General features: G+C 69.4%; 20 protein-coding genes. 10 read left to right on the forward strand and 10 right to left on the reverse strand.

Annotation, left to right across the window (positions count from 1 at the left end; translation table 11 throughout):
- Positions 1–40 precede the first annotated feature (40 nt).
- A complete protein-coding gene (locus ASC99_RS40980) occupies positions 41–682 on the forward strand; it encodes an RICIN domain-containing protein (RefSeq protein WP_235583106.1) in 642 nt (213 codons plus the stop codon).
- A 204-nt stretch (positions 683–886) separates the two neighbouring features.
- Here the strand turns inward: ASC99_RS40980 and ASC99_RS23610 are convergent, their stop codons facing one another.
- The 4 genes from ASC99_RS23610 to ASC99_RS23625 form a co-directional block, all read right to left on the reverse strand.
- Positions 887–2,887: a lectin gene (locus ASC99_RS23610; RefSeq protein WP_057235310.1), complete on the reverse strand. Its 2,001-nt coding sequence runs from the start codon at positions 2,885–2,887 to the stop codon at positions 887–889.
- 197 nt (positions 2,888–3,084) lie between these two features.
- The gene (locus tag ASC99_RS23615) at positions 3,085–4,506 is read right to left on the reverse strand and encodes a lectin (RefSeq protein WP_057235312.1); all 1,422 of its coding nucleotides are present in this window, start codon (positions 4,504–4,506) and stop codon (positions 3,085–3,087) included.
- Between the two features lie 675 nt (positions 4,507–5,181).
- A complete protein-coding gene (locus tag ASC99_RS23620; protein ID WP_057235314.1) occupies positions 5,182–7,905 on the reverse strand; it encodes a beta-L-arabinofuranosidase domain-containing protein in 2,724 nt (907 codons plus the stop codon).
- A gap of 335 nt (positions 7,906–8,240) precedes the next feature.
- Complete coding sequence (locus ASC99_RS23625; RefSeq protein WP_057235316.1) at positions 8,241–8,801, reverse strand: alpha/beta fold hydrolase; 561 nt, start codon at positions 8,799–8,801, stop codon at positions 8,241–8,243.
- 704 nt (positions 8,802–9,505) lie between these two features.
- Between ASC99_RS23625 and ASC99_RS23630 the strand changes: the two genes are divergently transcribed.
- Positions 9,506–9,874, forward strand: coding sequence for a hypothetical protein (locus ASC99_RS23630; protein WP_057235318.1), 369 nt, complete (start codon positions 9,506–9,508; stop codon positions 9,872–9,874).
- Between the two features lie 13 nt (positions 9,875–9,887).
- Here the strand turns inward: ASC99_RS23630 and ASC99_RS23635 are convergent, their stop codons facing one another.
- From ASC99_RS23635 to ASC99_RS23650, 4 genes are all read right to left on the reverse strand, one after another.
- The gene (locus ASC99_RS23635) at positions 9,888–10,568 is read right to left on the reverse strand and encodes a GAP family protein (RefSeq protein WP_057235320.1); all 681 of its coding nucleotides are present in this window, start codon (positions 10,566–10,568) and stop codon (positions 9,888–9,890) included.
- A gap of 57 nt (positions 10,569–10,625) precedes the next feature.
- Entirely contained in the window at positions 10,626–11,036 is a 411-nt protein-coding gene (locus ASC99_RS23640) for an SHOCT domain-containing protein (RefSeq protein WP_057235322.1), read from the reverse strand.
- A 475-nt stretch (positions 11,037–11,511) separates the two neighbouring features.
- The gene (locus tag ASC99_RS23645; protein ID WP_082598570.1) at positions 11,512–12,813 is read right to left on the reverse strand and encodes a chitinase; all 1,302 of its coding nucleotides are present in this window, start codon (positions 12,811–12,813) and stop codon (positions 11,512–11,514) included.
- 290 nt (positions 12,814–13,103) lie between these two features.
- The gene (locus ASC99_RS23650; RefSeq protein ID WP_057235324.1) at positions 13,104–13,304 is read right to left on the reverse strand and encodes a hypothetical protein; all 201 of its coding nucleotides are present in this window, start codon (positions 13,302–13,304) and stop codon (positions 13,104–13,106) included.
- A 227-nt stretch (positions 13,305–13,531) separates the two neighbouring features.
- On the opposite strand from ASC99_RS23650, the gene ASC99_RS40985 reads away from it, so the two are divergent.
- On the forward strand, positions 13,532–14,173 hold the full coding sequence (locus ASC99_RS40985) for a restriction endonuclease (protein WP_057235326.1): 642 nt from the start codon (positions 13,532–13,534) through the stop codon (positions 14,171–14,173).
- Between the two features lie 689 nt (positions 14,174–14,862).
- Here the strand turns inward: ASC99_RS40985 and ASC99_RS37630 are convergent.
- Positions 14,863–15,720, reverse strand: coding sequence for a hypothetical protein (locus ASC99_RS37630; protein WP_082598571.1), 858 nt, complete (start codon positions 15,718–15,720; stop codon positions 14,863–14,865).
- A 147-nt stretch (positions 15,721–15,867) separates the two neighbouring features.
- Between ASC99_RS37630 and ASC99_RS23665 the strand changes: the two genes are divergently transcribed.
- From ASC99_RS23665 to ASC99_RS23690, 7 genes are all read left to right on the forward strand, one after another.
- Complete coding sequence (locus tag ASC99_RS23665) at positions 15,868–16,380, forward strand: DUF2199 domain-containing protein (RefSeq protein ID WP_057235328.1); 513 nt, start codon at positions 15,868–15,870, stop codon at positions 16,378–16,380.
- Positions 16,381–16,444: 64 nt separating this feature from the next.
- Positions 16,445–17,257 carry a DUF4253 domain-containing protein gene (locus ASC99_RS23670; RefSeq protein WP_057235330.1) on the forward strand — a complete coding sequence of 271 codons (813 nt, stop codon included), beginning with the start codon at positions 16,445–16,447 and terminating at the stop codon, positions 17,255–17,257.
- 226 nt (positions 17,258–17,483) lie between these two features.
- Complete coding sequence (locus ASC99_RS23675) at positions 17,484–19,025, forward strand: alkaline phosphatase (protein ID WP_057235331.1); 1,542 nt, start codon at positions 17,484–17,486, stop codon at positions 19,023–19,025.
- Positions 19,018–20,292 carry a hypothetical protein gene (locus tag ASC99_RS23680; protein WP_057235333.1) on the forward strand — a complete coding sequence of 425 codons (1,275 nt, stop codon included), beginning with the start codon at positions 19,018–19,020 and terminating at the stop codon, positions 20,290–20,292. The genes ASC99_RS23675 and ASC99_RS23680 overlap by 8 nt, the downstream gene beginning before the upstream one ends.
- A 184-nt stretch (positions 20,293–20,476) precedes the next feature.
- A complete protein-coding gene (locus tag ASC99_RS37635) occupies positions 20,477–20,710 on the forward strand; it encodes an Imm21 family immunity protein (RefSeq protein ID WP_082598572.1) in 234 nt (77 codons plus the stop codon).
- A 266-nt stretch (positions 20,711–20,976) separates the two neighbouring features.
- A complete protein-coding gene (locus tag ASC99_RS23685; RefSeq protein ID WP_057235335.1) occupies positions 20,977–22,095 on the forward strand; it encodes an IS630 family transposase in 1,119 nt (372 codons plus the stop codon).
- Positions 22,096–22,424: 329 nt separating this feature from the next.
- Positions 22,425–22,931 (forward strand): hypothetical protein, encoded by a 507-nt coding sequence (locus ASC99_RS23690; RefSeq protein WP_057235337.1) that lies wholly within the window; start codon positions 22,425–22,427, stop codon positions 22,929–22,931.
- Positions 22,932–23,057: 126 nt separating this feature from the next.
- On the opposite strand, the gene ASC99_RS23695 is transcribed toward ASC99_RS23690, so the two are convergent.
- Positions 23,058–23,651, reverse strand: coding sequence for a hypothetical protein (locus ASC99_RS23695; protein ID WP_057235339.1), 594 nt, complete (start codon positions 23,649–23,651; stop codon positions 23,058–23,060).
- Between the last annotated feature and the right edge of the window lie 52 nt (positions 23,652–23,703).

Genomic DNA, 23,703 nt, shown 5'->3' on the forward strand with positions numbered 1-23,703 from the left:
GACGCTGAACTTCGTCGGCACCGGCGTCACGCTGCATGCCGTGACTGCGCCGAGCCACGGCATGGTGGGCATCTCCGTCGACGGCGGGGCCGAGGCGGTGGTCGACGAGTACTCGGCGGTGCGCACCAGCGACGCCCCGGTGTGGACCAGCCCCCGACTCGCCTCCGGCACGCACACGATCCGCGTGCGCGTCACCGGTACCCAGCGGGCCGCCGCGACGCACGACTGGGCCACCGTCGACCGCTTCGAGGTCGCCGACCAACCCGTGGCGGGCACGGACTACCGCATCGTCAACCGCTACAGCGGCAAGCCGCTCGCGGTGGCCGGCGGGGCGACCACGGACGGCGCGTCGATCGTCCAGAGGACGGACGGCGGCGCCTGGACCATCGACACCGCCCCCGGGGGCGCGTACACACTGAGGTACGTCAGCAGCGGCAAGGTGCTCGACGTCAACGGCTACTCCCAGACCGTCGGGCTCCAGCTCCAGCAGTGGACCTCCAGCAGCGGTACCAACCAGCAGTGGTACCTGCGACCGACCGGCGACGGGTACTTCACCGTCGTCAGCCACGACAGCGGGCTGGTGGCGGACGTGTACAACTGGGACAGCGGCGACAACGCCAAGGTCGTGCAGTACACCTCCGGCGGCGGCGCCAACCAGCAGTGGCAGCTGGTGCCGGCGTGATCCGTTCGCAGCCGTCAGCCGGATCCTGACGGCTGCGGAGATCCTGCAAATCCTGTGCGGTGCCGGGCAGATGACGCCCTGTCACGGGACGAAGTCCCCCGACCGTGGCGGAAAGGCCCGCCACCGAGCGCGGACAGCCGGTGGTTCCGGTTGCCCGCGCTCGGGGTCATGCCTTCTTCGGTGTCAACGTGACTGCAGGAGGCGTCAGTTGAGCGTCCACCTCTGGTTGTTCTGGCCGTTGCAGCTCCACAGGATCATCCTGGTGCCGTTGGCGGCCGCGCCGCCCTCGGCGTCGAGGCACAGGCCCGACGCGTTGTTGGTGACACTGCCGTTGGAGTTGACGGTCCACTTCTGGTTCGTGCCGTTGGTGCAGTCCCACAGGACGACCTTGGTGCCGTTCGCCGCGCTGCCCCCCTCCGCGTCCAGGCACTTGTTGCCGTAGACGACGAGCTCGCCCCGCGAGGTCCGGGTGAAGGTCTCGTTCCGGCCGCCGGAACAGTCCCACAGGATGGCCTGGCTGCCGTTGGCGACAGTGTTCATCGCGAAGTCGACACAGCGGTTGGCCGTGGCGGTCACCAGGGCGACGCCGTCGGTGCCGGGGATGTCCTGGACGCGGACGGCGTCGATGTCGGGCGCGGTGCTGCCCGGGACGGTGGCGAAGCGCACCGTGTTCGCGCTTCTGGCCAGGTGGGCGAGGACGGACACGGTCCGGTAGGTCGCGGCGGAGCCGGTGGGCGGGAAGGACACCTCGTACGCGTACTGGCCGTTGACCTGGATGGTGGCCTTGCGGGCGGAGCTGCCGCCGTTGGCGTAGCTGATGTCCACCAGCTTGGTGCCCGCCGCGCCGGCGGTGACGCCGGTGAAGGTCGGTGTGGTGGCGGTCGAGGTGTCCTCGAAGGTGGCGCCGGCCGCCTCGGTGCCGGAGACGGTCAGGAGCACCGCGTCGTTCGCCGGGACGGTGGTGGTGTAGCCGGTGGCGAACGATCCGGCGTCGGCGCGCGACCAGACGTTGCGCACCGAGGTGGTGGCCGTGGTCAGGCCGAGGTCGGCCCAGCGGACGGTCATCTGGGCGGAGGATCCGGTGCGGTTGAGCAGTAGTACGGCACGCTTGCCGGTTCCGGAGAGCACTTTGGAGTACACCTGGAGGTTCCTGGTGTCCTCGGCCACCTTGACGCCCTGCAGCCCGCGCGCGTCCTGGTCGATGGCGAGGACCTCGGGCTGGGTGAGGATGTCGCGGGTGGTGGTGCTCATCGTGGCCAGGTTGTTGCCCGTCAGCAGCGGTGCCCCGGATATCGCCCACAGGCTCATGTGAAGCCGGTTCTGAGCGGCGTTCAGGCCGTTCATCCCGACCATCATCATGTCGAGGTCGTTGGTGTAACCGGTGTGCTGCGCCGCCGGGTGGATTCCCTGGTCGAAGTTGGTGAGCATCTTGGCCGTGTCCGCGGTCTGGCCGTAGAAGATGATGTCGTTGCTGGTACGCCACAGGTCGCCGGTACCCGTTGCCCAGTTCCAGGTCAGGCCGGTTCCCCACTCGCAGACCGACAGGACGAGCCTGCGGCCGGTGACGGCGCTCGCGGCCTCGTGGGCGGCGTCGATCGCCTTGTACGTCGCCTCCTGGTTCAGCCCTTCCACCCGACCGCCACAGAAGTCGATCTTGACGTAGTCGAAGCCCCAGCGCTGGAAGGTCTCCAGGTCCTGCTGGTAGTGGCCCTCCATGCCGGTGTTGGGGGCGGCGGGCCGGGTGGTCGGGTAGTAGAAGCCACAGCCCTGCTTGCCCGCGTCGGTGTAGATGCCGGCCTTGAGGCCCTTGCCGTGGAGGTAGTCGGCGACGGCCTTCATGCCTCCTGGCCACAGACTCTCGCTCACAGCGATGTTGCCGCTCGCGTCGCGAGCGCCCTGCCACCAGCCGTCGTCGAGGTTGATGTAGTTGTACCCGGCGGCAGCCATGCCCGAGGAGACCATGGCGTCGGCCTGCTGCTTGATGACGTTGAAATCGATACTGCTGGCGAAGGTGTTCCAGGAGGCCCAGCCGAGCGGCGGCGGGGTGACACCGATCTGGGTGGTGCTGACGGCCGCCGGCTCCGAGTGCAGCGGCACCGGCGACGGCCTGCCGCCGATGGCGGCCAGCCCGGCCAGGGCGAGTACGAGCGTGAGGAACTGCGCGGCGATCCGACGGGTCCAGCTCGGTTTTGCGGTGTGCGACATACGGCTCCCTGGTGGCGAACTTCTCAACGAAAAAATGACGGACGGTCAGCGCACGCATGACCGGGGGACCGGGTGGGTTCCGACGACCCGGCCGGGAGCGCCCCGAGGCACCCCCGGCCGGGCGAGGACCGGCGCGCGACCCTCGGCGCGCGCCGATCACTATCTAGTGCCGCCCCCGGCACTAGTTCGGAGGCCGGTCAGGTGCGGGTCCAGCGCTGGTTGTCGCCGCCGTTGCAGGTCCAGATGGCGAGCTTGCTGCCGTTCGCCGTGGCCTTGGCGGTGACGTCCAGGCACTTGCCCGCGCCGACCGCGGCGATGGTGCCGTCGGCGTTGAGCCGCCACTGCTGGTTGGACTGCCCGCTGCAGTCCCAGATGATCACGCTCGTGCCGTCCGTGGTGCCCCGGCCGTTCACGTCCAGGCACTTGTTCCCGTACACCCGCAGCTCACCGGCGGCCGTCACGGTCCACTGCTGGTTGGACTGCCCGCTGCAGTCCCAGATCTGCGCCTGCGCACCGTTGGTCTGCGAGGCACCCGTGACGTCCAGGCACCGGCCCGAAGCGACACCCTTGATCGCACTGCCGCCGGCCGGGGTGGTGGCGTTCAGAGTGTCCAGGACGGCGTAGTAGGCAGGCTTCTTCCCGTAGTTGCCGTCGAGGAGGAGGGGCGTGTCGGAGGCGCGCCAGGAGTACTTGTCGGTGACGCCCCAGGTGGTCGTGCCGGTGCAGCGGGCGACCGCCATGCAGGCTCGGGTGACGGCGCGGTAGGCGTCGGCCTGGGCGGTTCCCGAGCCGGAGATGTCGAGTTCGGTGATCTGCACGTCGACGCCGAGGGCGGCGAACTGGGCAAGGTTCTGCTGGTAGTTGCCCGGCACCTGGCCGAAGTGCGACTGGAGACCGACGCAGTCGATCGGGACGCCGCGCGCCTTGAAGTCGCGGACCATGTTGTAGACGCCCTGGGTCTTGGCCGCGGTGGCGTCGTCGATGTTGTAGTCGTTGTAGCAGAGCTTGGCGCCGGGGTCCGCCGCCCGGGCGGCGCGGAACGCCTCCTCGATGAAGCCGTTGCCGAGCTTCTGCTGGAAGACCGAGGTGCGCAGGCTGCCGACGGGGCCGCCGTCGGTGAACGCCTCGTTGACCACGTCCCAGGCGTAGATCTTGCCCTTGTAACGGCCCGCCACGTTGGCGATGTGGTTGTTCATCGCCGACCGGACGTCGGTGGCGTTGCTCAGGTTCTGTACCCAGGAGGGGAGTTGGGAGTGCCACACCAGCGTGTGGCCACGCACCTTCATGCCCTTGCTGACGGCGTGGTTGACGATCTGGTCGGCGCCGCCGTAGGTGAAGGAGTTGCGGGACGGCTCGGTGGCGTCCCACTTCATCTCGTTCTCCGGGGTCACGGCGTTGAACTCCTGGTCCAGGGCCGCGACATAGGCCGCCTCGCCGAGCCGGCCCGCCGCCACGGCGGCGCCGTAGTACCGGCCGCTCTGGGCGGCGGCACCGCCCAGGGTGCCGGCGGCCGCAGCCGCGACGGGGACGGTGGTCGCGGTGACGGCGACTGTGAGGCCCAGGACGCCGGTGGCGAGTAGGGCACCGATCTTGCGGGAGGGAACGTTTGGTACGCGCATGGCTGCGCCTCCGTTGTTCGGATCACGGGGTGGGGGCCACGAAGGGAACCTTCGTGGGGTCGAGATCACGATCCGCCGCCAGATCGCCGTGGGGCGCGGGGTGGCCTGCCGCCGTCACCACCGGGCACGGCAGGGGCGCCTCCGGACCATAGAGTGGAGAGCAGTTGAGGGCACGTCAAGGTGTTCCCGCGTGGCCACAAGCGGCCACCACGGCGGTCGTTGAACTTTTTACCGAGGCGGCCCAGGTCAGAGCCGCGCGGCCCGGCGGGTGGACTTTCCTCTCGGTGACGGCTCCCTTGACGAGCGTTCGGGCGCCGTGCTTTTCTCCGGACGTCACCACCAACCTCCCCAAGCCGCAGGGGAGTTGTCAGACATCAGATTGTTAGCGCTCACATCTCACGCACCTGTTCCGGGCCTTCGCCTCTGTGGTGCCGGTCCGGATTCACGTTCCCCCACCCGCAGGGGCGCCCCCATGCCGTTGCACGGGCGCCCCTGCCTGAATGTGATCAGAGGAGACAACATGACGGGTACCGGCAGGGCCTCACGGTCTTGCCCCGACGGCACGAACCGTCGGCGGGCCCCAGGGTCGGGGCCCGCCGACGGTCGGCAGGGTGGTGCGGGCTTTCTACCTGTCGTCGCGATCGGCCGGTGGCGACGGCGCGACTCGACGCCGGGTCAGATGAAGCGCCACAGGTGGTCGTTGGTGCCGTTGTCGTCCCAGAGGACGGCCTGGGCGCCGTTGGCGGTGGAGGCGCCGGAGACGCCGAGGACGCGGCCGCTGTTGGCGCACTGGATCCTGAAGGTGTCGCCGCCGCCGTGGCGCAGGCGCCACCGGTGGTCGGCGGTGCCGTTGTCCGCCCACTGGACGATCCGGGCGCCGTTGGCGGTGCCGCCGTTCTCCACGGCGAGGACCTTGCCGCTGTTGGAGTTGCGCAGGCGCAGGTAGCCGCCGGTGTCGAGGACGGCCGTCCAGAGGTGGTCGGCGGTGCCGTTGTCGTCCCACTGGACGGCGAGGCCCCCGTCGGCGGTGGACATGGACTGCACGCCGAGCACCCGCCCGCTGGCGACGTTCTGGATGCGCCTGGCACCGTCGGGGGCGAACTGCCACTGGCCGGAGAGGGCGCCGCTGTCGGGCACCTGTACGGCTGCGGCGCCCTGGGCGGTGGAGCCGCCCGCGATGCCGAGCAGCTTGGCGGTGTGGACGTTCTGGAGCTTGTGGTAGCCGTTGCCGGCGTCGACGACGGTCCACCGGTGGTCGGCGGTGCCGCTGTCGGCCCACTGGAGGATCGGGGCGTTGTCGGCGTCGGACATGTCCTTCACGCCGAGCACCTTGCCGCTGTTGAGGTTGCGCAGCCGCAGTGCGGTGCCGTCGACGATGAGCGCCCAGTTGTGGTCGGCGGTGCCGGTGTCGGCCCACTGCAGGGCGAGGCCGCCGTCGGCGGTGGACATGTTCTGGATGCCGAGGACGAGTCCGCTGGCTGCGTTGACGAGACGGAAGCCCGTGGTGTCGGTCCGCCAGTAGACGTTGTAGTTGAAGCCCTGGGCGTCGTGGAAGGGGCCGAGGTTGACGGTCGCTCCGTTGGCAGTGGCCGTGAAAGCGAGTGCGGTGCTGCTGGTCCGGGTGACCGAGGAGGGGACCAGGGCCGGGAGGGCGGACAGCGCGGTGCTGCCGTAGTTGCCGGCCAGCACGGCGGGGCCGTAGGTGATCGCCGCGACACCGGGGTTGTCGTTGGCGGCCTGGAGGGCCACCCGCATGGGGAGCTTCACGGTGACGGTGTCGCCGGAGGTCCAGGACCGGGTGAGGGTGGCGTAGGTGCCCGGGGTGGCCACGACGCTCTGGGCGACGCCGTTGACGCTGACGGTGGCGCCCGAGGTCCAGGCGGGGATGCGGACGCGGATCGACCAGGTCCCGCCGACGCTGCCGGTGAACTTGAGCGTCGTGGTGTCCTCGGCCGGGTACGCGGTGGTCTGGGTGACCGTGATGCCTCGCTGGGTCCAGTCCAGGACCGAGGGGAGGAACAGGTTCACCGTGAGGGTGGTGCCGTCGTGGAAGTAGATCGAGTCCATCAGCTTGGTGTTGGACTCGACGCCCGTCCCCTGGCAGCACCAGAAGGTGCCGTAGTCGGTGCTCCAGGTGCCGCCGCCCCAGGCCGGGCCCTTGCCGCGGCGGCCGCCCGGGTTGAGGGAACTGAAGTAGGTGATGTGTCCGTGCGGATCGGCCGGGTTCTGGGCGCCGATGACGTGGTTGAGCAGCGCCTTCTCGTAGAAGTCGAAGTATGAGGCCCGGTCGGGGTTCAGCTGCCACAGTTCCCGGGTCAGCTTGAGCATGTTGTAGGAGTTGCAGAGCTCGCAGGTGTCGTCGTTGAGGTAGCCGGAGATCGCGTTCGCGGCTCGGAAGTGCTCCGCCTGGCTGTTGCCGCCGATGGCGTAAGTATGCGCGCCAGTGGTGATCGCCCAGGCGTTGGTGGCGATGTCGCGGTAGCGGGTCGTCCCGGTGGCCTTGTACTCGCGGACGGCTCCGATCCACTTGGGCACCTGCGTGTTGGCATGTATACCGTTGAGTTGGTCCAGGTTCGCGGCGAGGGGGTCGAAGACCGCGGCGTGGTCGAACCGCTGAGCGGTGGTCAGCCAGCGTGCGTCGCCGGTCTGTTGGTAGAGATCGGCCAGCACTTCGTTCATGCCGCCGAACTCGGTGCCCATCAAGGACTGCATCGTGCTGTAGCTGAGCGCGGCGGTGCGTCGGTCGACCCAGCCGGCGAGCGCGAGGAGCACGTCGCGGGCCTGCGTGCTGCCCATGAGGCGCCACACGTCGAGCAGACCGGCCATGGTCTTGTGGATGCAGTAGTACGGGACGTTGCCGTTGCTCAGCTTGCCCGCTTCGAGGTTGGCGAAGTCGGCCTCGGGGAAGCCCGAGAGGTAGCCGGCCGAGAAGCCCGCGGTGGCGTTGTTGGCCTGGCACTTGGCGAGTTCGGCCACCATCTGGTTGGCCTTGTCGCGGCAGGTGGTGTCGCCGAGTGCGGTGGCGGCCTGGGCCCACGCCGTGAGGAAGTGGCCCTGCACGTGGGTGCGGAAGGGGAACGCCGGGTCGTCCCAACCTCCGGTCGGGGCTGCGGCGTTGGTGGAGAGCCGGTGGTTGGCGCGGAAGTTGTACAGCAGGCGGTCGACGTCGACGAAGCGGAGGTAGGCCAGGGTGCGGTTCTGGTTGTCGAGCCATCGGCTGCTGGTGAGCCGGACCTGACCCAGGTCGAACGGGAACGTCGACACTCCGACATCGGACCTGACCGGGGATGTCTCCGCCGCGGCGGAGACGGAGCCGAGGACGGGGCCGGCTGCGGCGGCTGCGGCCGCCACGCCGGTCGCCTTGATCATGGTGCGGCGGCTGAAGGGGTGAGCCGGCATGGCGAACTCCATGGTCCGTGAGAGAAGAAGTCGGGGATGGGGATCAGTGGGCAGCGCAGCAGGCACTGCCCGGCGGTGCGGGCGATCGCGTCACGTTCGCTGCGTCCCCGGCCATCATGTCCTGCGGGGGACGGGGTCGGTGGTGACAGGCGCCGGGGGTACGGCGGCCAAGGGATCCGCGCACGAGGGGTGTTGGGCTCTGCGTGGGCGTGCGTCGCCGGCTGCGGCGCCCGTCTGTTGCACGAGTGTTAACGCTCACAATTGACGTGTCAATAGTTTCGACAGCGTTACGCCCTCCGTTGCAGGGACAGCGTTCGGGAGCGCGGCTGAAGGGTTCAGGGTTTGTCGGGGCTGATCGCCTTGGCCACTTCGCTCAGATCGTTGTTCAACTGGTGATCGCGCCCGGGCAGCCGATGCACCTGCGCCTGTGGAATCACGCGGGCATAGAGGTCGGCATGTGACGGTGGTGCCGTGTCGTCCTCAAGTCCGTGGAAGACGTGCACCCGCGCGCCGTGCGGCAGTCTCGCGCCGAGGTCGCCGGGCAGCTCGAACTCGTCGCCTGGCCAACCACCCTGACCGACGAACGGGGCGGCAATCAGCACGATCGCCGCAAGCCTGCGCTCCGGCAACTGCTCGGCCAGTGCATGGACGAGGATCGTCCCGCCCACCGAATGGCCTGCCACGACCGCGCCGTCCTCCAGGTCCGCCAGCTCGGACCGGATCGCCGGGCCCCACCGGGCGTAACTCGGGTCGCCCTCGTCGGGCATCCGCGGGTAGCGGACCTCGTGCTCGTCCCCGAGGGCTCGCCTCAGGCTGTCGACCAGCTTGTCGTCCCATTCGTCGTGCGCGCCCGTGCCGCCGCCCTGGATGAACAAGATCTGCCGAGTCCCTGCCATGGCGATCGTCCTTCGCACCCTCGTAACGGCCGACCTGATACCCGCCGCCGGCCAGTGCCAACCCTGGCGGGCGGGGGCCGATCCGGGCTCGCAGGATGGAGGCATGGCCATCATCCCACCGTCACGCACCCGCTCCGCGGCTGTCGCAGCTCTCCTGGCAGCTGCCCTGAGTATCGTGCCGGGCGGCCCCGCCCATGCCTTCACCGGTGACAACCACGAGGACATCACCCGGGCCGCACTGCCCTGGGAGCCCATCACGCTGACCGCGATGGCCGATGCCCGCGACGGGGCGATCAACGCCGATGACCGCCGCCCCTATTTCGACCTGGGACCCCTGCACTGCGACAACGCCGACTACCTCGACCCCCGCTACGCCGCCGACTACCCGCGTACCCGGGACGAGGCCACCACGGAGCTTCTCGCCTGCATCCGTACCTCCGTGGCCCGCTTCCGCAATGCGGTCCGGGCCGCCGACGGCCTCGTCGGTGCCGACGGCACGGTGCGCGCCGACCAGAGCGACCTTTCCTCCCCCTGCACGTGGGACGAGAAGCCCGGGCCGGCCAAATGCGCCGTCCTGGAACAGCTCGGCCGCGGCTGGCACCCGATCGAGGACTTCTACTCGCACTCCAACTGGAGCGACCGGCCCGCCTTCGGACCGATCGGCCTCGGCAACCCGCCCGGCCTGGGGCGGGCGTACGGACCTCGTGCCGTTCCTCGACATCCGCCACTACAGCGCCATGAAGGACGCCGACTGGACCCGCGACGCGCGGGAGCGGATCCCTGCGGACCTCACCACCGGCTGCTACCCCGACATCGACTCCACCGGCGTCAAACCCGCCGACTGCGACGGCCGCGTCGCCCACAACGGCACCCTGAACAAGGACACGGCCGCCTCCCCGCGCGCGAGGACGGGCGACAACTTCCGCCGCGCGACGGCCGGGGCCGGCGCCGAGCTCACCCGTCAGTGGAACGACTTCAAGGCCGAGCTGCTCACGACGTACCCCGATCACCGGCGCGGCGCACAGATGATCTGCGCGCTCGCCCACGACGACCCGGCCGCCGCCTGCCCCTGACCTGCCGGGGAGCTCAGGCGGTGAGCTCGTACAGACTCCTGCCCACGGTCCACAGGCCGAGGACGAGGCAGGTGACGACGATCGCCTGTTCCTTGTGACGTTCCAGCCATGCGCGCAGGTCCGCCAGGGCCTGCTGTGCCCTCTGCGGCGCGAACACCATGTACAGCTCCATGGTCAGCAGGCTGGAAGTGGCCAGGACGCAGAAGGCCAGGAGCGCCAGGAACGATTGAGCGTGGGCGAGGTCGGCCGTCACCACCGTGGTGGCGGCGACGCCGACCATTCCCCAGGGCTGGAGGAGCACGGCGAGCGAGGCCGCGGACCAGACCGTGATGTTGTCCATCCTGGAGCTCTTCGGGCTCTTGGATGCCACCGGCTTCTCATCCGCCGCGCTGTTGTGGGCAGCGGTTCTACGTCGCTGACGCCGCTTGCGCTCGCTGTACACGATCAGTCCGAGCCCGAGCGCCAGCTTGACCACGAGGACGGAGGTGGAGGTAGGGGAGCGCGGAGGGGGCGGCTGCCCGTCGGTGAGGAGCAGCACGATGGCGATCACCGCTACCAGGCACGTGAGCCAGGCGAGGATGAACGCCAGCCCCTTCCGCAGCCCGAGGGGGGCCGACACGACCACGACGAATGCTGCGATCGGCAACGGGTACAGCGTGATGACCAGGCCGATGAAGAGCAGGTCGAGCACCATTGCAACGCACCTCACAACCGCTCGGCGGTTTCCGCTGCCACGCTTCCTGGCTCCGGCTTATGCGAGAACCTTGGCCTTGGCCTGCTCGAACTCGGCAGCCGTGATGTCGCCCTTGTTCTTGAGCTCGGCGAGCCGGGCTAGCTCCTCCGCCGGACTGCCGCCTCCGGCGGTCTGCTGCACGTAGGAGCGGAACTCCCGCTCGTTGCGCTGGACCCGGGCCAGCTCGCGTTCACCCATCCCACGCCCGCGGGCGATCAGGTACACGAACACCCCGAGGAAGGGCAGGAGGATGACGAAGATGGTCCACCCCGCCTTGCCCCAGCCGCCCAGGTCATCGTCGCGGAAGATGTCGCCGATGATCCGGAAGAGCAACATGAACCAGAGCACCCATAGGAAGAGCATCAGCATGGTCCAGAACATGTTCAGGAGCGGGTAATCCACCGCCAGGTTCATCATCGACTCGTTCATGACGCGCCTCCGTGTTCGTCTGTGGGCACTGGCATCGATCGCGGCGCCGGGAATCCCGCAGCAGTTCCCAGGCCCGCGTCACGCGGTTGGGCTGATCAGGTGTGCAGTCGACTGTTGGAACCGTCGTGGTCCCCGGCGGCCAGGTATCGGAAGGAGTGGGTGCGATCATGCCCATCCTCGGTTGAGCGGCCGCGGGTCGCACCCCGACCTACCGTCGGCTTCACCCACCTGCCACGTTCGCAAATCGAGCGACCGGTGACTCAGTGTTCCGGCATGGGCCAGAGGAATCCGTCAGGGTGGCCTGCGATCGTCCCGCTCTCCGGCGCGTCGCCTGACACTGCGCCAGGTGCCGCCGGACGGGCTCGGGCTCGGGCTCGGGCTGGTGCTGGGTGAGGCGCTGGGTGTGGTGGTGGGTGGGGTCGCTCCNGTCCGTCGTTCCGGAGTCCAGTGGTGCAGCCGGCGGTTCCGGCCGGGTTCAGCAGGTGCCGTTGTCGGCCCAGACGCCCCACTGGCCGCTGAGGGTCGGGTCCTCGTTCAGGGTCCACCACTTGTTGGTCCAGTAGTGGCCCTTCCAGGAGACCTTGGTGCCCGCGGTGGCGTAGGTGGTGGTCGCGCTCCAGCTCGGCGCGGCCGAGCAGGTGCCGCCGGACGGGCTCGGGCTCGGGCTCGGGCTGGTGCTGGGTGAGGCGCTGGGTGTGGTGGTGGGTGGGGTCGCTCCGGCGAACTTCACCGTGAACTTGGTGAAGTCCCAGTCGTTCTGCACGACGCTGGAGCAGGCGCCGGACAGGCCAGGGTCCACGGTGCCGGCGCACTGGCGGTCGCGGTTGACGGACCAGTAGGTGTAGCGGGCCAGTTTGTGGGCGGTCGCGAAGTCCAGCACGGTCTGGAAGTCGGCCTGCCGGAAGTACTCGGCGGCGTCGGTGCGGCCGTTCATCAGCGAGACGCCCTCGTGGGCGTACGCGGTGGTCTCGTTCCAGCCGAAGGTGCTCTGCAGGATGCCGTTGAACTTCACCAGTGCGTCGGTCTGCGCCGCCGCACCGTTGAAGCCGCCGTCGAACGGCATGATCGAGTAGTTGTCGGGAGTGAAGCCCTGGGACTTCGCCTCCAGCAGCATCTGGGTGCCGAACCAGCCGGTGCCGGCACCGGTGCCCGCGGTGGTGATGGAGATGTACATGCCCGGGTTGTTCTGCTGCAGGATCCGGGCCGCGCCGATCTCGTTGTGGATCGCGGCGGTGTTCTCGTACTCCGGCTCCTCGAGGTCGAAGTCGATCGCCTTGAGGCCGTACTTGGTCACGACCTTCTGGTACGCGGCGGCGGTCGCCTCCGGGGTGCCACAGGTCTGGCCGAGCTTGGTGCCGCCGTAGCCGCCCACCGACACCGAGACGTCGCCGCCCTTGTTGCGGATGGTCTGGATCACGGACGGCATGGTGGTGTCGGAGTCGATCGAGGACGTCCCGCCCCAGGCCGGACTGCAGCTGCTGCCCTGGGCCAGGATGAACGCCAGCTGGAACGCCTTCTGGCCGGTCGCGTCCATCACGGCGGCGGCGTTCGGCGGGCTGTTGTCCTCGGGCATCAGGTACGGCGCGGAGGCGTACCAGTTGGAGCCGATCCCGGCGGCGGCGTTGGCCGTACCAGTCGCGGTAACGGCGGTGATCCCGCCGGCCAGCAAGCCGAACACGGACAGGGCGACCGCGACGGCCCGGCGCGGACGGCGGCGGAGCGCGGGGGAGTCGGGCGGGCCGGATGCAGGGGTGTGTGGGGGAAGTGCGCGTTCCATCGGGAACCTCTCCAGGAGGCGGCGAGGACGGCGGCCCGGATGCGCGGAACTGACGTGGGGGTGCGCGGCCGGGTCAACGGTCGGCTACCAAGCCGAAGTTGACGTAACTGCCACTGGTATAGACCTATGCCGGGACGCCGTCAACCCTTGGTGCGCGGGCGCAGCCGGGCGGTACGCGAGTCGATAAAGGGCAGGTCAATTGGGGGTCAAGGGGCGGCCGTACGCCTCGAATTGACGGCCCGTCGGCCTTTCCGGGTGGCCCCGAAGGGCCCGGCAGACCTGTGCCTGGATCAGTGGGTGGCGTTGGTGGCGGCGTTGACGAGTTGGAGGACGGCTTCGCCCAGGGGAGTAGCGGCGATCAGGATGCCGAGAGTGGCGGCACTGAGCACGGTCACCGTCTCGTCGTTGCGGGAGCGGGCCTCGGTACGCCGCCGAAGGCGGAGGAAGATGATGACCGCCAGCAGTGCGGTCGCGCTGATCGTGTAGTGCATTCCCCACCCCAGGTCACCGTGCGAAGACTCTGGGTGAGCATGGCAGGGAGCCGGCCCGGTGCGGGGCCGCTTCGACAAACCAGCCCCGCCAGGGTGGGTGGTTCGGCCGCCGACCATCGTGATCCGGTCAACCCGGCCACAACGGCAGGAGCAAGCTCGCCGTTCCAGGGCCGTTGAACCAGGCCTGAACCTACGATCACGGGCACACGTGCATCGAGGGGGACACCGTGGCGCGCAGACCTGCACGACGCCGCCGCACCGCGGCCCGCCGGGCCCGGCAAGCCCGTGACGACAAGACGCTGCTGGGTGGTCTCGCCCTCGGCGGCAGCATCCTGGTAGTCCTCGCGGTGACCTGGCTCGCCCACCACCTGCTGCTCCTGCTCACGCTGCTGGCCCTCGCCCTGGCCGTCACCGGCGCGGTGATCCGACGGCGGCAGTTGGCAGACCGCCGGGCCTTCGAGGCGCACGCCGCCCAGCTTCGGCACATCGGCCCGTTTCTCACCATGAGCCCCAAGGACTTCGAGCACGCACTCGCGGTGCTGTGCCGCCGGGACGGCTGCACGAAGGTCACCGTCGTCGGCGGGGCCGGCGACCTGGCCGCCGATGTCCTCGCCACCACCCCGAACGGCAGACGGATCCTCATCCAGGCCAAGCGCTACGGACCGCGCACCTTCGTGGGCTCGCAGGACGTGCAGAAGGTGAACGGCACCTACCGTGACGTCCACCGCTGCGACCTTGCCGTCGTCGTCACCACCAGTACCTTCACCAAGGCCGCCGCCGCCTTCTGCCAACAGGTCGGCATCCGCGCCGTCGACCAGCGCGCCCTCGCCCTCTGGGCGGAAGGTGCCGGCAAGCCACCCTGGAACTGACACCTGACCGGTACGCGTGATCCTGCGGCTCGCGACACCCTGGCCTCTGGTGATGCGTCAGCTCCCGGCCCACCGTCACGGTCCGGGGCCACGGCGGGAGATGACTGATCTCCCAGCAGAAGACGGCGGGTTCCTGGTGGCAGACGGCGCAGGACATGGGGCGAGTGCTGGGCGAGGACCACACCGGCGCGCTTATCGCTCGCCACAACCTCGCTACGCCTACCGGGTGGCGGGGGACCTGGGCAGGGCCATCCCGCTGTTCGAGCAGACCTTGGATGACACGGTGCGGATTCTCGGGGAGAGCCACCCCCTTGCGCAGGTCGTGGCAGCGAACCTGGCCGCAGCAGTGGAAGCGCGCGGGGGCGGTGGGTCGCTCACGCAGAGCTGACTCTCCGCCCGGGCGCCAGGTGGCCTGTCGGCCCGGATCTGTCATGCATTCAGCACGGGCGTGCTCAGCCGCGGGCGGTGAGCGCAGGTCGACCAGGCGCGGTTCGGTGGCCTGCTCGGCGGGCACCGACCAGAGTGGGCAAACCGGGATGGTGGTGCGGTCGTAGTCGCTGCTGACCAGGGCCTTGCAGAGGTGGTGGTAGGCCGCGCACCCGCTACCGCAGGGGTACGGGCAGTTGGCCTTTCACCCATGCCGGTTCGGGGCCGTCCCACCGCCGTTGCGGGATCCCAGAGGTGGAGCGCTACTCGTCTTCGTCGTCGTAGGGCGGGATGGTCCATCGCATTACTGTCTCGCCGGCCTCGTCGGCTTCGAGAGTGACGGGATACACCTGGCCGGCGTCCCGTTCGCCTCGGTGCCTCATCGAGTGGTCGCCTTGGTCCCATTCGATGCCGAGTACCTGGTGGCCGCCAACCTCGATCGCTCCGACGCGGAGCGGATGGGACCACCCGGCCCGCCGAAAACGGTGGAAGTCGGTGTGCTTGTCGATCGAGACCATGAGGCCCTTGCCGTGGAGGTGGTCGCACCAAGCGGTTAGTTCGGCTGCGCGGGCAGCCGCCTCGGCCACCGGGAGGTCGAGCCAGCCGTGCGGCCCGACCTCGTCGTACTGCGGGATTCGCTCGCCGCCGAAGAGCGCGTGCGCGTCGTCCGCGTGCAGGCCCCAGTAGAAGACATCGGCGAGCCCGTCGGCCGACTCGGCGTCCATTCCCGTCCACGCGTCCAGTCCCACGGCGTCGCCGACGACCATGCCGCACCGGTCAACGGGCAGATCCCCGAGCCTCACCGGCAGCGACCGGTCCAAGGTGTCGGGCCAGGGCAGACCGAGCTCGATCTCCAACATCGCGATCGCCGACTCATCGTCGAACGGGGACGGCGAGGTGCTTGCCCTCACCCTCAACGGCCGATTGTCGGCGGCAGGCACCGCGACCGCCTCACAGAGCCAGTCCCGGAGATGGCCACCTCCAGAGGCCGCGGCTGCCCTGGCACGGTCTGACAGCGGTTGCCCCAACTCCCGCCAGTAGTCAATCCATCCGGCCTTGCCCAGCACCAGCACACCGGAGGGCACAGTGACCGTTCCAAGGTCGACAAACGTCGCAGCCATGCGCCGATTGTGCCTGCCCCCTACGACACGGTGAGGTCGCCGAGCTGTCGAACTTCCCGGTGCCCCGCTGTGCGAAGTCGACCTGAAGCAAGGGCGTGTGGGTGGGGCGGCGGCGGAGCCAAGACGGGGACGGCTAGTCTCGGCGTCATGTCGGCCAAGAACGGTTTCACCTGCACGTGCTGCGGTGAGCATCACGCAGAGATCCCCCTCAACTTCTCCAGCCCCGCTCCCGCGTACTGGCTGCCCGAGATGGGTGGCGACTCCAAGAGCGTGCTGTCCCCGGACCAGTGCGTGATCCAGGACGAGTCATTCTTCGTCCAAGGACTCATCGAGATACCGGTCATCGGCTCGGACGACGTCTTCTCATGGGGCGTGTGGGTGTCACTGAGCCGGCCGAACTTCGACCGGGCGAGCGACCTGTGGGAGACGGCCGGCCGTGAGACCGAGCCGCCCTACTTCGGTTGGCTGTCGACGGAACTGTTCCTGTACTCACCCTCGACGATCAACCTCAAGACGATGCTCCACACGCGCCCGGTGGGTGAGCGCCCGTTCATCGAACTGGAGCCGACCGACCATCCGCTCGCGGTCGAGCAACGGACGGGCATCACGATGGAACGAGTGCAGCAGATCGCCGAAGCAGTTCTGCACCCCGAGAACTGACGCCGCGACAGGTTTGCGGAACGGCCGCCGGGGCTGTCAGATCTCAGGATTACCATCCGGCCGCATGGACCCTGAACTGCTCTTCTCAGTCGGCACCTTCCTCCAGCCAGGTCGGATGATCACCTCGGATGAGGGCGACGGAGATCGGCAGCCCCGCTGGCTGAGCGACGGACCGGCTGCCGCGGGACTGTGGGCGCGCATGCGCGCCGAACACGCCCGCACAGGCCTGTGGCCTCTGCTGCTCGACTCCAGGGATCCTCTCGACAGCGAGTCCAGCCCTTGGGGGACGGGAGAACTCTTCCCGGAACGGATGTCCTCGCCCGACATCCACGACCCGGCCGAACTCCTCGCTAAATGGTGGAAGGACTACACCACTCTTGACGAAGACGACGACATGCTTTCGACGGAAGAACGCCAGGCGGTAACCGCACCCTTCGGCCGGCTCTGGCCCGGACTTGCGCCCGCTCCCCGGTCACCTCTGGACCCGGACGCGATGGCCGCCGAGTACGCGGAACACTTCGCTTCCCGTCGGCCGCAGTCACGGCTGGGACTCGTCGCGGCCGAAACGGGCTCCGAGGCGCTCACCGCCGCGGGTTGGGACGGGCCGCTCAACTACGACAACGACACCGCCAAGTTCTCCGCCGTCGTGCGCGGTTGGGAGCAGCGCTTCGGCGCCCGCGTGGTCGCCATCGGCCCAGCAACCCTCCACCTGAGCGTCGCCGCGCCTCCGACAACGGCAGAGGAAGCTCTGCTGGTGGCGGCCGAGCACTTCGCCTTCTGCCCGGACAACATCTGGCAGAGCAACCACCCGCACCTCCTGGCCACGTACGCCGAGAGGCTGATCGGTACCCACTACTGGGAGTTCTGGTGGGACTGACCCACGCGAGCCCGGACATGGTTCGCAGGTAGCGATCCTCTGCGGGCTGGTCCGACTGTCCCCGGCTATCAGTCGTACACCACAGTGAATGAGGGCTTTGGGGTCACGAGGCCGACATGCCGACATTGACCGTGCGGGTATTTACCAACTCACTTCGCTACCAAGTCATTTGACCGCCTTCCTTGCAAGGGTGGAAGTTCACCTGCGTCCGCGAGCATGGGCGGCCATGAGCAACCTCAGTCGCCGCATCTTCCTCCTAGGCGGGCTCACCACCGCGGGCGCCGCTACGCTCCAACTCGGGGCGATGGCCCAGCCGTCGGCCGCCGCCTCCACTCCCTTCCCCTTCACGCTCGGCGTCGCCTCCGGAGAACCGGACGACAGCAGCGTGGTGCTCTGGACGCGTCTGGCTCCCGCGCCGACCAACGCGGACGGTCAGGGCGGCATGCCGAACGCCGACATCACCGTCGACTGGCAGGTGTCGACCGACCCGAACTTCACCACCCTCGTCAACTCCGGTACGGTCAACGCCCGCTACGCCCAGGCCCACTCGGTGCACGTGCTGGTCGGTGGACTCGCCCCGGACGCTGAGTACTACTACCGGTTCCGGGCCCAGGGATTCCTCTCCCCGGTGGGCCGGACCCGCACCGCGCCGGCCCCGACCACGGTCGGGCGTGACTTCACGATGGCCTTCGCCTCGTGCGCCCACTACGAGTCGGGCTACTACACCGCCTACCGCCGGATGGCGGACGACCGTCCCGACCTGATCCTGCACCTGGGCGACTACATCTACGAGGGTGGCGCCGGCTCCGGCGGGGTGCGCCAGCACCTCGGCAGCGAGATCGTGTCGCTGGCCGACTACCGCCGCCGCTATGCGCTCTACCGCACCGACCCGGACCTGCAGGCCGCGCACGCGATCGCGCCGTGGTTGGTGGTGCCGGACGACCACGAGGTGGAGAACAACTACGCCAACATGGTCCGCGCCGACAGCAGCCCCGTGCTGACGGCGGCTCAGTGGACCGCGCGACGCACCGCCGCGTACCAGGCCTACTTCGAGAACATGCCGCTGCGGGCCGCCGCGGCGCCCGCCGGCAACAGCATCCAGCTCTACCGCCGGGTCCGCTGGGGCACCCTCGCCACCTTCCACATGCTCGACACCCGCCAGTTCCGCGACGACCAGGCCTGCGGCGACGGGACGAAGGTCTGCGCGGACGCCGATCTGGCGGGTCGTTCGATCACCGGCGCGGCCCAGGAGACATGGCTGCTCGACGGACTCGGCCAGCACCTGAGCACCTGGGACCTCATCGGCCAGCAGGTCTTCTTCGCCCGCAACGTGAACTCGTCCGGCGCGATGAACATGGATGCCTGGGACGGGTACCGGGCCAGCCGGGCGCGGATCCAGCAGGGCATCATCGACCGGGCCGTACGCAACCCGGTCGTCCTCACCGGTGACGTGCACGCGTCGTGGGGCAACGACCTCAAGGCCGACTACGCCAATCCGTCGTCGGCGACGATCGGCTCCGAGCTCGTCTGCACCTCGATCACCAGCGGCGGCAACGGAAGCACCACCACGACGATCCCCAACGGATCGCTCAACCCGCATCTGCGCTTTTACTCCAATCAGCGCGGATACGTCCGTACGCACATCACGCCGTCGCACCTCACAGCCGACTTCCGGTCGGTGGCGACGGTGACCGAGCACGGCGCGGCGGCGACCACCGCCCGGACCTTTGTCATCCACGACGGACAGCCGGGGTTGGCCGATGCGTAAGCTCTCCGTACTCGGCGCAGCCGTCGCCGGCTTCACCGTGGTCCTCGCCATGGCCGCCCCGGCCTCGGCGGCGGGGCCCTCGTCCTGGGCGACCGCGAACAGCGACTCCACCGGTGACCAGGACTCCGCCTCGGTCGCGGCCAACCGCCTCGGCGACGTCGCGGTGGTCTGGGAGGACGACCGCGACTCGACCAACCCGGGTGACAACGCGCACAGCGACGTGTGGGTGCGAATGTTCCGCAACGGCGTCTCGGCCTACGAGACGAAGCTCTCGGCCGGCGGGACGACAGGCGTGGCCTGGCGGCATCTCCAGCCCGACGTGGGACTCGACGACCGGGGCAACGCCGTCGTCGTGTGGGCGGAGGACCCGGACGGCAACGGGCTCTACAACATCACCTACCGGGTGCTCTCCCCGGCCGGTGCGGTCCTCGGCTCCGGCCAGGCCAACGCGAGCGCCGACGGCCAGCAGATCCATCCGCGCGTCGCGGTCGATCCGGACGGCGCGCCGGGCAGCACCACCGCGGTCGCCTTCTCCGTGGTGTGGGAGGACATCCAGGGCACCGCGGCGGCGACGGTGAAGGCAGCCGGGTTCACCGGGACCACGACGAAGGCCTACGAGGTGACGGTCAACGCGGCCGGCGGCGCGCACCACAACCCCGACGTCGCGACCTCTGCCTCGGGCGAGGCCGTCGTCGTCTGGGACGAGGACACCGACAACAACGGCTACTACCAGATCGGTCTGGTGAAGCTGGCCAAGGCGAACGGGGCCGTCGCACTCACCCGCCGCAGCGCCAACAGCCTCGGCGGCGGGCAGCAGCAGCGTCCGGCCGTGGCCGCCGACTTCAACGGCGACTTCGCGGTGGCATGGGAGTCCGATCACACCGGCACCCGTGGCGTCTGGGCCCGGTCGTTCGCCGCGACCGGCACTGCCGGCTCGGCCGAGGTCGAGGTCTCCGGCGGAACCGGAGCCGGAACCGGAGCCGGCAACCCCACCGTCGGCATCGACGACCAGCGCGACGCCGTGGTCGGCTGGAGCGTCACCGGCACCGATCCAGCGGTCTGGGCCCGGGGCCTCAACCCCGATGGCACCTTCGCCGGACGGCTGCCGGCCCAGTCCGTCAGCCAGGTCACGAGCGGTCGGCAGGAGCAGGTCGCGGTGGCTTCCTCGCCGTTCGGCACACTCGCGATGTCGTACACCGATGACAACGACGGCAACACCTTCGACCAGGTCTTGCTGAGCCTGGGGGCGACCAACTCGGACTGGTGACATCCTTTTGATCCGTGGACGCCCGCCGGGCTGCCCCGGGTGGGGTGATCCGACAGGAGGTTCCGGAATCGCGCGAGAACGCGGTTCTCCGGCACCTCTGTCGGATCACCTCCACAGGGGGAGACCCGGCATCGAGCGTCCGGGTCCGTGGGCCGAGATCCTGGATCTGCTCTGGGCCGAATCAGTGGGTGGCCCCCTGATCGTCGTCCCGGTCCCGGCCCTGCAGCACTGGGGCGGGTGCACCGACGAGGGTGTGATCATCGGCGATGGCGATCAGCCGGACGACCACGACGGGGCCTGCCAGGTTGAGGACCGGTCACCACGTTGTCCTCGACCGTGGCGGTCTTCTTGGGTGAAGCTGGTGGTGGCGGTGGTCGCCACGCCGTTGATATCTGCGGCCTTGACGTTCACTTTGTAGGCCGAGCCGACTGAGAGGCCGTCCGCGGCTGGGATCCAGCTGAGGCCGTCGGAGGCGGTGGAGCTGACGCCGATGAGCGCGGGGGCTTGCCGAGGCCGTTGGCGTACGCCTGGTGCTCGGCGGCACCTCGCAGCCATCCTCATCTGGGCCCGCAGCAGCCAGAGAGACGGTCCCTAGTGCTGTGACCGCATACGTCCACCGGGTTGGCGGTGGCACGGTCCGAACCGGTTGGATGTGGGCGGACATTCGACGTTCGGGGAGGCGCGGTGGCGGAACCGGTCAAGGTCCGGAGACTGACGGACCAGGAGGGCCAGCAGTTACAGCGGATCGTGCGCCGAGGCAGCACGAATACCGTGCGGTACCGACGGGCGATGATGCTGCTGGCCTCGGCCGGCGGCAACCGGGTGCCGGTCATCGCCCAGCTGGTGGCGGCCGACGAGGACACCGTGCGGGACGTGATCCACCGGTTCAACGAGATCGGCCTGGCCTGTCTGGACCCTCGATGGGCGGGAGGCCGTCCCCGCCAACTCAGTCCTGACGACGAGGACTTCGTCGTCCTGGCGGCCACCACCCGCCCGGCTAAGCTCGGGCAGCCCTTCACCCGCTGGTCCATCCGCAAACTGCTCGCCTACCTGCGCAAGGTGCACGGCCGGGTGATCCGCCTGAGCCGCGAGGCCCTGCGCTGCCTGCTCGCCCGACGCGGCGTCACCTTCCAACGGACCAAGACGTGGAAGGAGTCCACCGATCCCGAGCGGGATGCCAAGCTCGACCGGATCGAGCACGTCCTGGAACGCTTCCCCGACCGGACGTTCGCGTTCGACGAGTTCGGGCCGCTGGGCATCCGCCCCACCGCAGGATCCTGCTGGGCCAAGGAGGGCCAGCCCGACCGGCTGCCGGCGACCTACCACCGCACCCACGGCGTGACCTACTTCCACGGGTGCTACTCGATCGGCGACGACACCCTGTGGGGCGTCAACCGCCGCCGCAAGGGCACCACGAACAGCCTGGCCGCGCTCAAGTCGATCCGCGCCGCCCGCCCGGACGGCGCCCCGGTCTACGTCATCCTCGACAACCTCTCCGCCCACAACGGCAAGAAGATCCGCCGCTGGGCCCAGAACAACAACGTGCACCTCTACTTCACCCCGACCAACGCCTCCTGGGCGAACCCGATCGAGGCGCACTTCGGGCCGCTGCGGCAGTTCACCCTGGCGAACTCGAACCACCCGAACCACACGGTCCAGACCCGCGCGCTGCACGCCTACCTGCGCTGGCGCAACGCCAACGCCCGCCACCCCGACGTCCTGGAAGCCCAACGCCGCGAACGCGCCCGCATCCGCAGCGAGAAGGGCATCCGCTGGGGTGGACGCCCGGCTCTCGCCGCGTGATCAAGCAACCTGCTTCTGCGGCACGTCCGTTCGCTCCTCGCCCCGCTCGGACTGACGGCTTCAGAACACGGTCCGAGCCCGCCTCGAGGCCGTGCCGTGGGAGGATCCGCAGGGAGCCATGACTTGCTCGGGGGGATGCGATGGACTCGAAGAACGCGGCGTGCCGGACGGCCGCGGCGGTGCTGGTGTCGTTGGTGTTGGCCGGGTCTGGATTGGTGGAGAGAGATCCCGGGACGGCCGCGTCACCAGCCCGACCGGGCGCTCCGGCCGAGAGCTCCCGCACTGCGGCGCCGGTACCGTCCGCGACGGCTCTGGTCAGGCACCCTGTCGTGCTGCGCGAGCACGCGGGCCCGGCCGACCAGTGGATCGTAGACGAGCTGGATGACCCGCCGGAGCGGTGCCCCCGGGCGGACCTGTCGAACATGCTGGTACTGGACTCGGACGGCCGTGACCGGGCCTACGCGCTGTGGCTGGTGGACGATGTGGACGTCTGCGTGGTGGCCATCACCCGGGACGAGCGAGGTTCCCGCGGGCAGACGGTCCTCTACGGCCCGATCGACGAACTCGCCGACCGGGCGCCCATCCTGATCGGCCTGGTCCAGCACAGCCCGGCCATGCTCGCGGTCTTCCCCGGGATCGACAGCGGGATCGTGCTGAAGGGCGACGAGCCCCGCACCTTCCACCCGGCGAGCTCGCGAACCGTGGTGCTCGGCCCCGGCCGGGTCGTCACCTTTGCGGTGAGCCGCTTCGCCGTGCCCTATCAGGGCGCGCCGCTCGGCCTCGACCTCGCACTGTGCCCGGTGCGGGACGGCGAGTGCCGCCCGATGTATCCCTGAACTGACGGCAAGCCCTGCGGCCCACAGGAGTCGTAGGCCGCAGGGGTCACGCCACTGGATGTCCACCCACATCCGACTGGTCCAGGCGTGCCATCGCCAACCCGGCGAACCTCTGCGGTCACAGCACTAGCCGGCGTCCTGACGGGGCGTCACGGCTGCGGTCGGGGTGACCCGGCAGGCGAACACTACCTGGGCGCAGATCACGAGCAGGACCGGGAAGCCGCCGAGCAGCAGGACGAACACCGGACCGAGGTTGGAGAGCACGATCAGCGCGGTCCGTGCGCCCTGGTGCCGGGCCGAGGCCCAGGGCGCGACCATCAGCAGGGCCAGCAGCATCGGCACCCCGAGCAGGAGCGCCGCCAGCAGGACCACCTCGAAGTACTCCTCCAGGGGTGAGCCCGGCGTGCCCGTGTAGCTGGTCCCCAGCGTTGGCAGTGGGGCCAGCAACGCGACCGGAGCCAGAACGTACAGCGCGTAGCGCAGTGCCGACCGCGCGGCCCATCGAGAGGCGGCCCGGCCCTGCTCGGCCCACCGTCTGGCGCTCATCACGAACGGGAGCAACAGCAGCGGCAGCAGGCCGAAGGTCGTCATTCCGGCGTCGCCGAGCGGCAGTTCCTGCTCGATCTCGAAGAGCGCCAGGTAGCTGACTGGCAGGAGGGCCAGCAGCGCGACCGTGAACGCCCACGCCGTCTGGTCGCACTGCCTGCGGTACACGTGCATGATGCCTGCTTCCCCCGGAGCCATTGCTGAACGCGTTCAAAATATCCTGCGG

This window comes from Kitasatospora sp. Root107 (assembly GCF_001424875.1).
Taxonomy (GTDB): Bacteria; Actinomycetota; Actinomycetes; order Streptomycetales; family Streptomycetaceae; genus Kitasatospora.

Excerpts from the sequence above, each read along its gene's own strand:
- ASC99_RS23610 (WP_057235310.1), bottom strand. The coding sequence starts at position 2,887 with ATGTCGCACACCGCAAAACCGAGCTGGACCCGTCGGATCGCCGCGCAG.
- ASC99_RS23615 (WP_057235312.1), bottom strand. The coding sequence starts at position 4,506 with ATGCGCGTACCAAACGTTCCCTCCCGCAAGATCGGTGCCCTACTCGCC.
- ASC99_RS23620 (WP_057235314.1), bottom strand. The coding sequence starts at position 7,905 with ATGCCGGCTCACCCCTTCAGCCGCCGCACCATGATCAAGGCGACCGGC.
- ASC99_RS23625 (WP_057235316.1), bottom strand. The coding sequence starts at position 8,801 with ATGGCAGGGACTCGGCAGATCTTGTTCATCCAGGGCGGCGGCACGGGC.
- ASC99_RS23635 (WP_057235320.1), bottom strand. The coding sequence starts at position 10,568 with ATGGTGCTCGACCTGCTCTTCATCGGCCTGGTCATCACGCTGTACCCG.
- ASC99_RS23640 (WP_057235322.1), bottom strand. The coding sequence starts at position 11,036 with ATGAACGAGTCGATGATGAACCTGGCGGTGGATTACCCGCTCCTGAAC.
- ASC99_RS23645 (WP_082598570.1), bottom strand. The coding sequence starts at position 12,813 with ATGGAACGCGCACTTCCCCCACACACCCCTGCATCCGGCCCGCCCGAC.
- ASC99_RS23650 (WP_057235324.1), bottom strand. The coding sequence starts at position 13,304 with ATGCACTACACGATCAGCGCGACCGCACTGCTGGCGGTCATCATCTTC.
- ASC99_RS37630 (WP_082598571.1), bottom strand. The coding sequence starts at position 15,720 with ATGGCTGCGACGTTTGTCGACCTTGGAACGGTCACTGTGCCCTCCGGT.
- ASC99_RS23665 (WP_057235328.1), top strand. The coding sequence starts at position 15,868 with ATGTCGGCCAAGAACGGTTTCACCTGCACGTGCTGCGGTGAGCATCAC.
- ASC99_RS23670 (WP_057235330.1), top strand. The coding sequence starts at position 16,445 with ATGGACCCTGAACTGCTCTTCTCAGTCGGCACCTTCCTCCAGCCAGGT.
- ASC99_RS23675 (WP_057235331.1), top strand. The coding sequence starts at position 17,484 with ATGAGCAACCTCAGTCGCCGCATCTTCCTCCTAGGCGGGCTCACCACC.
- ASC99_RS23680 (WP_057235333.1), top strand. The coding sequence starts at position 19,018 with ATGCGTAAGCTCTCCGTACTCGGCGCAGCCGTCGCCGGCTTCACCGTG.
- ASC99_RS23695 (WP_057235339.1), bottom strand. The coding sequence starts at position 23,651 with ATGCACGTGTACCGCAGGCAGTGCGACCAGACGGCGTGGGCGTTCACG.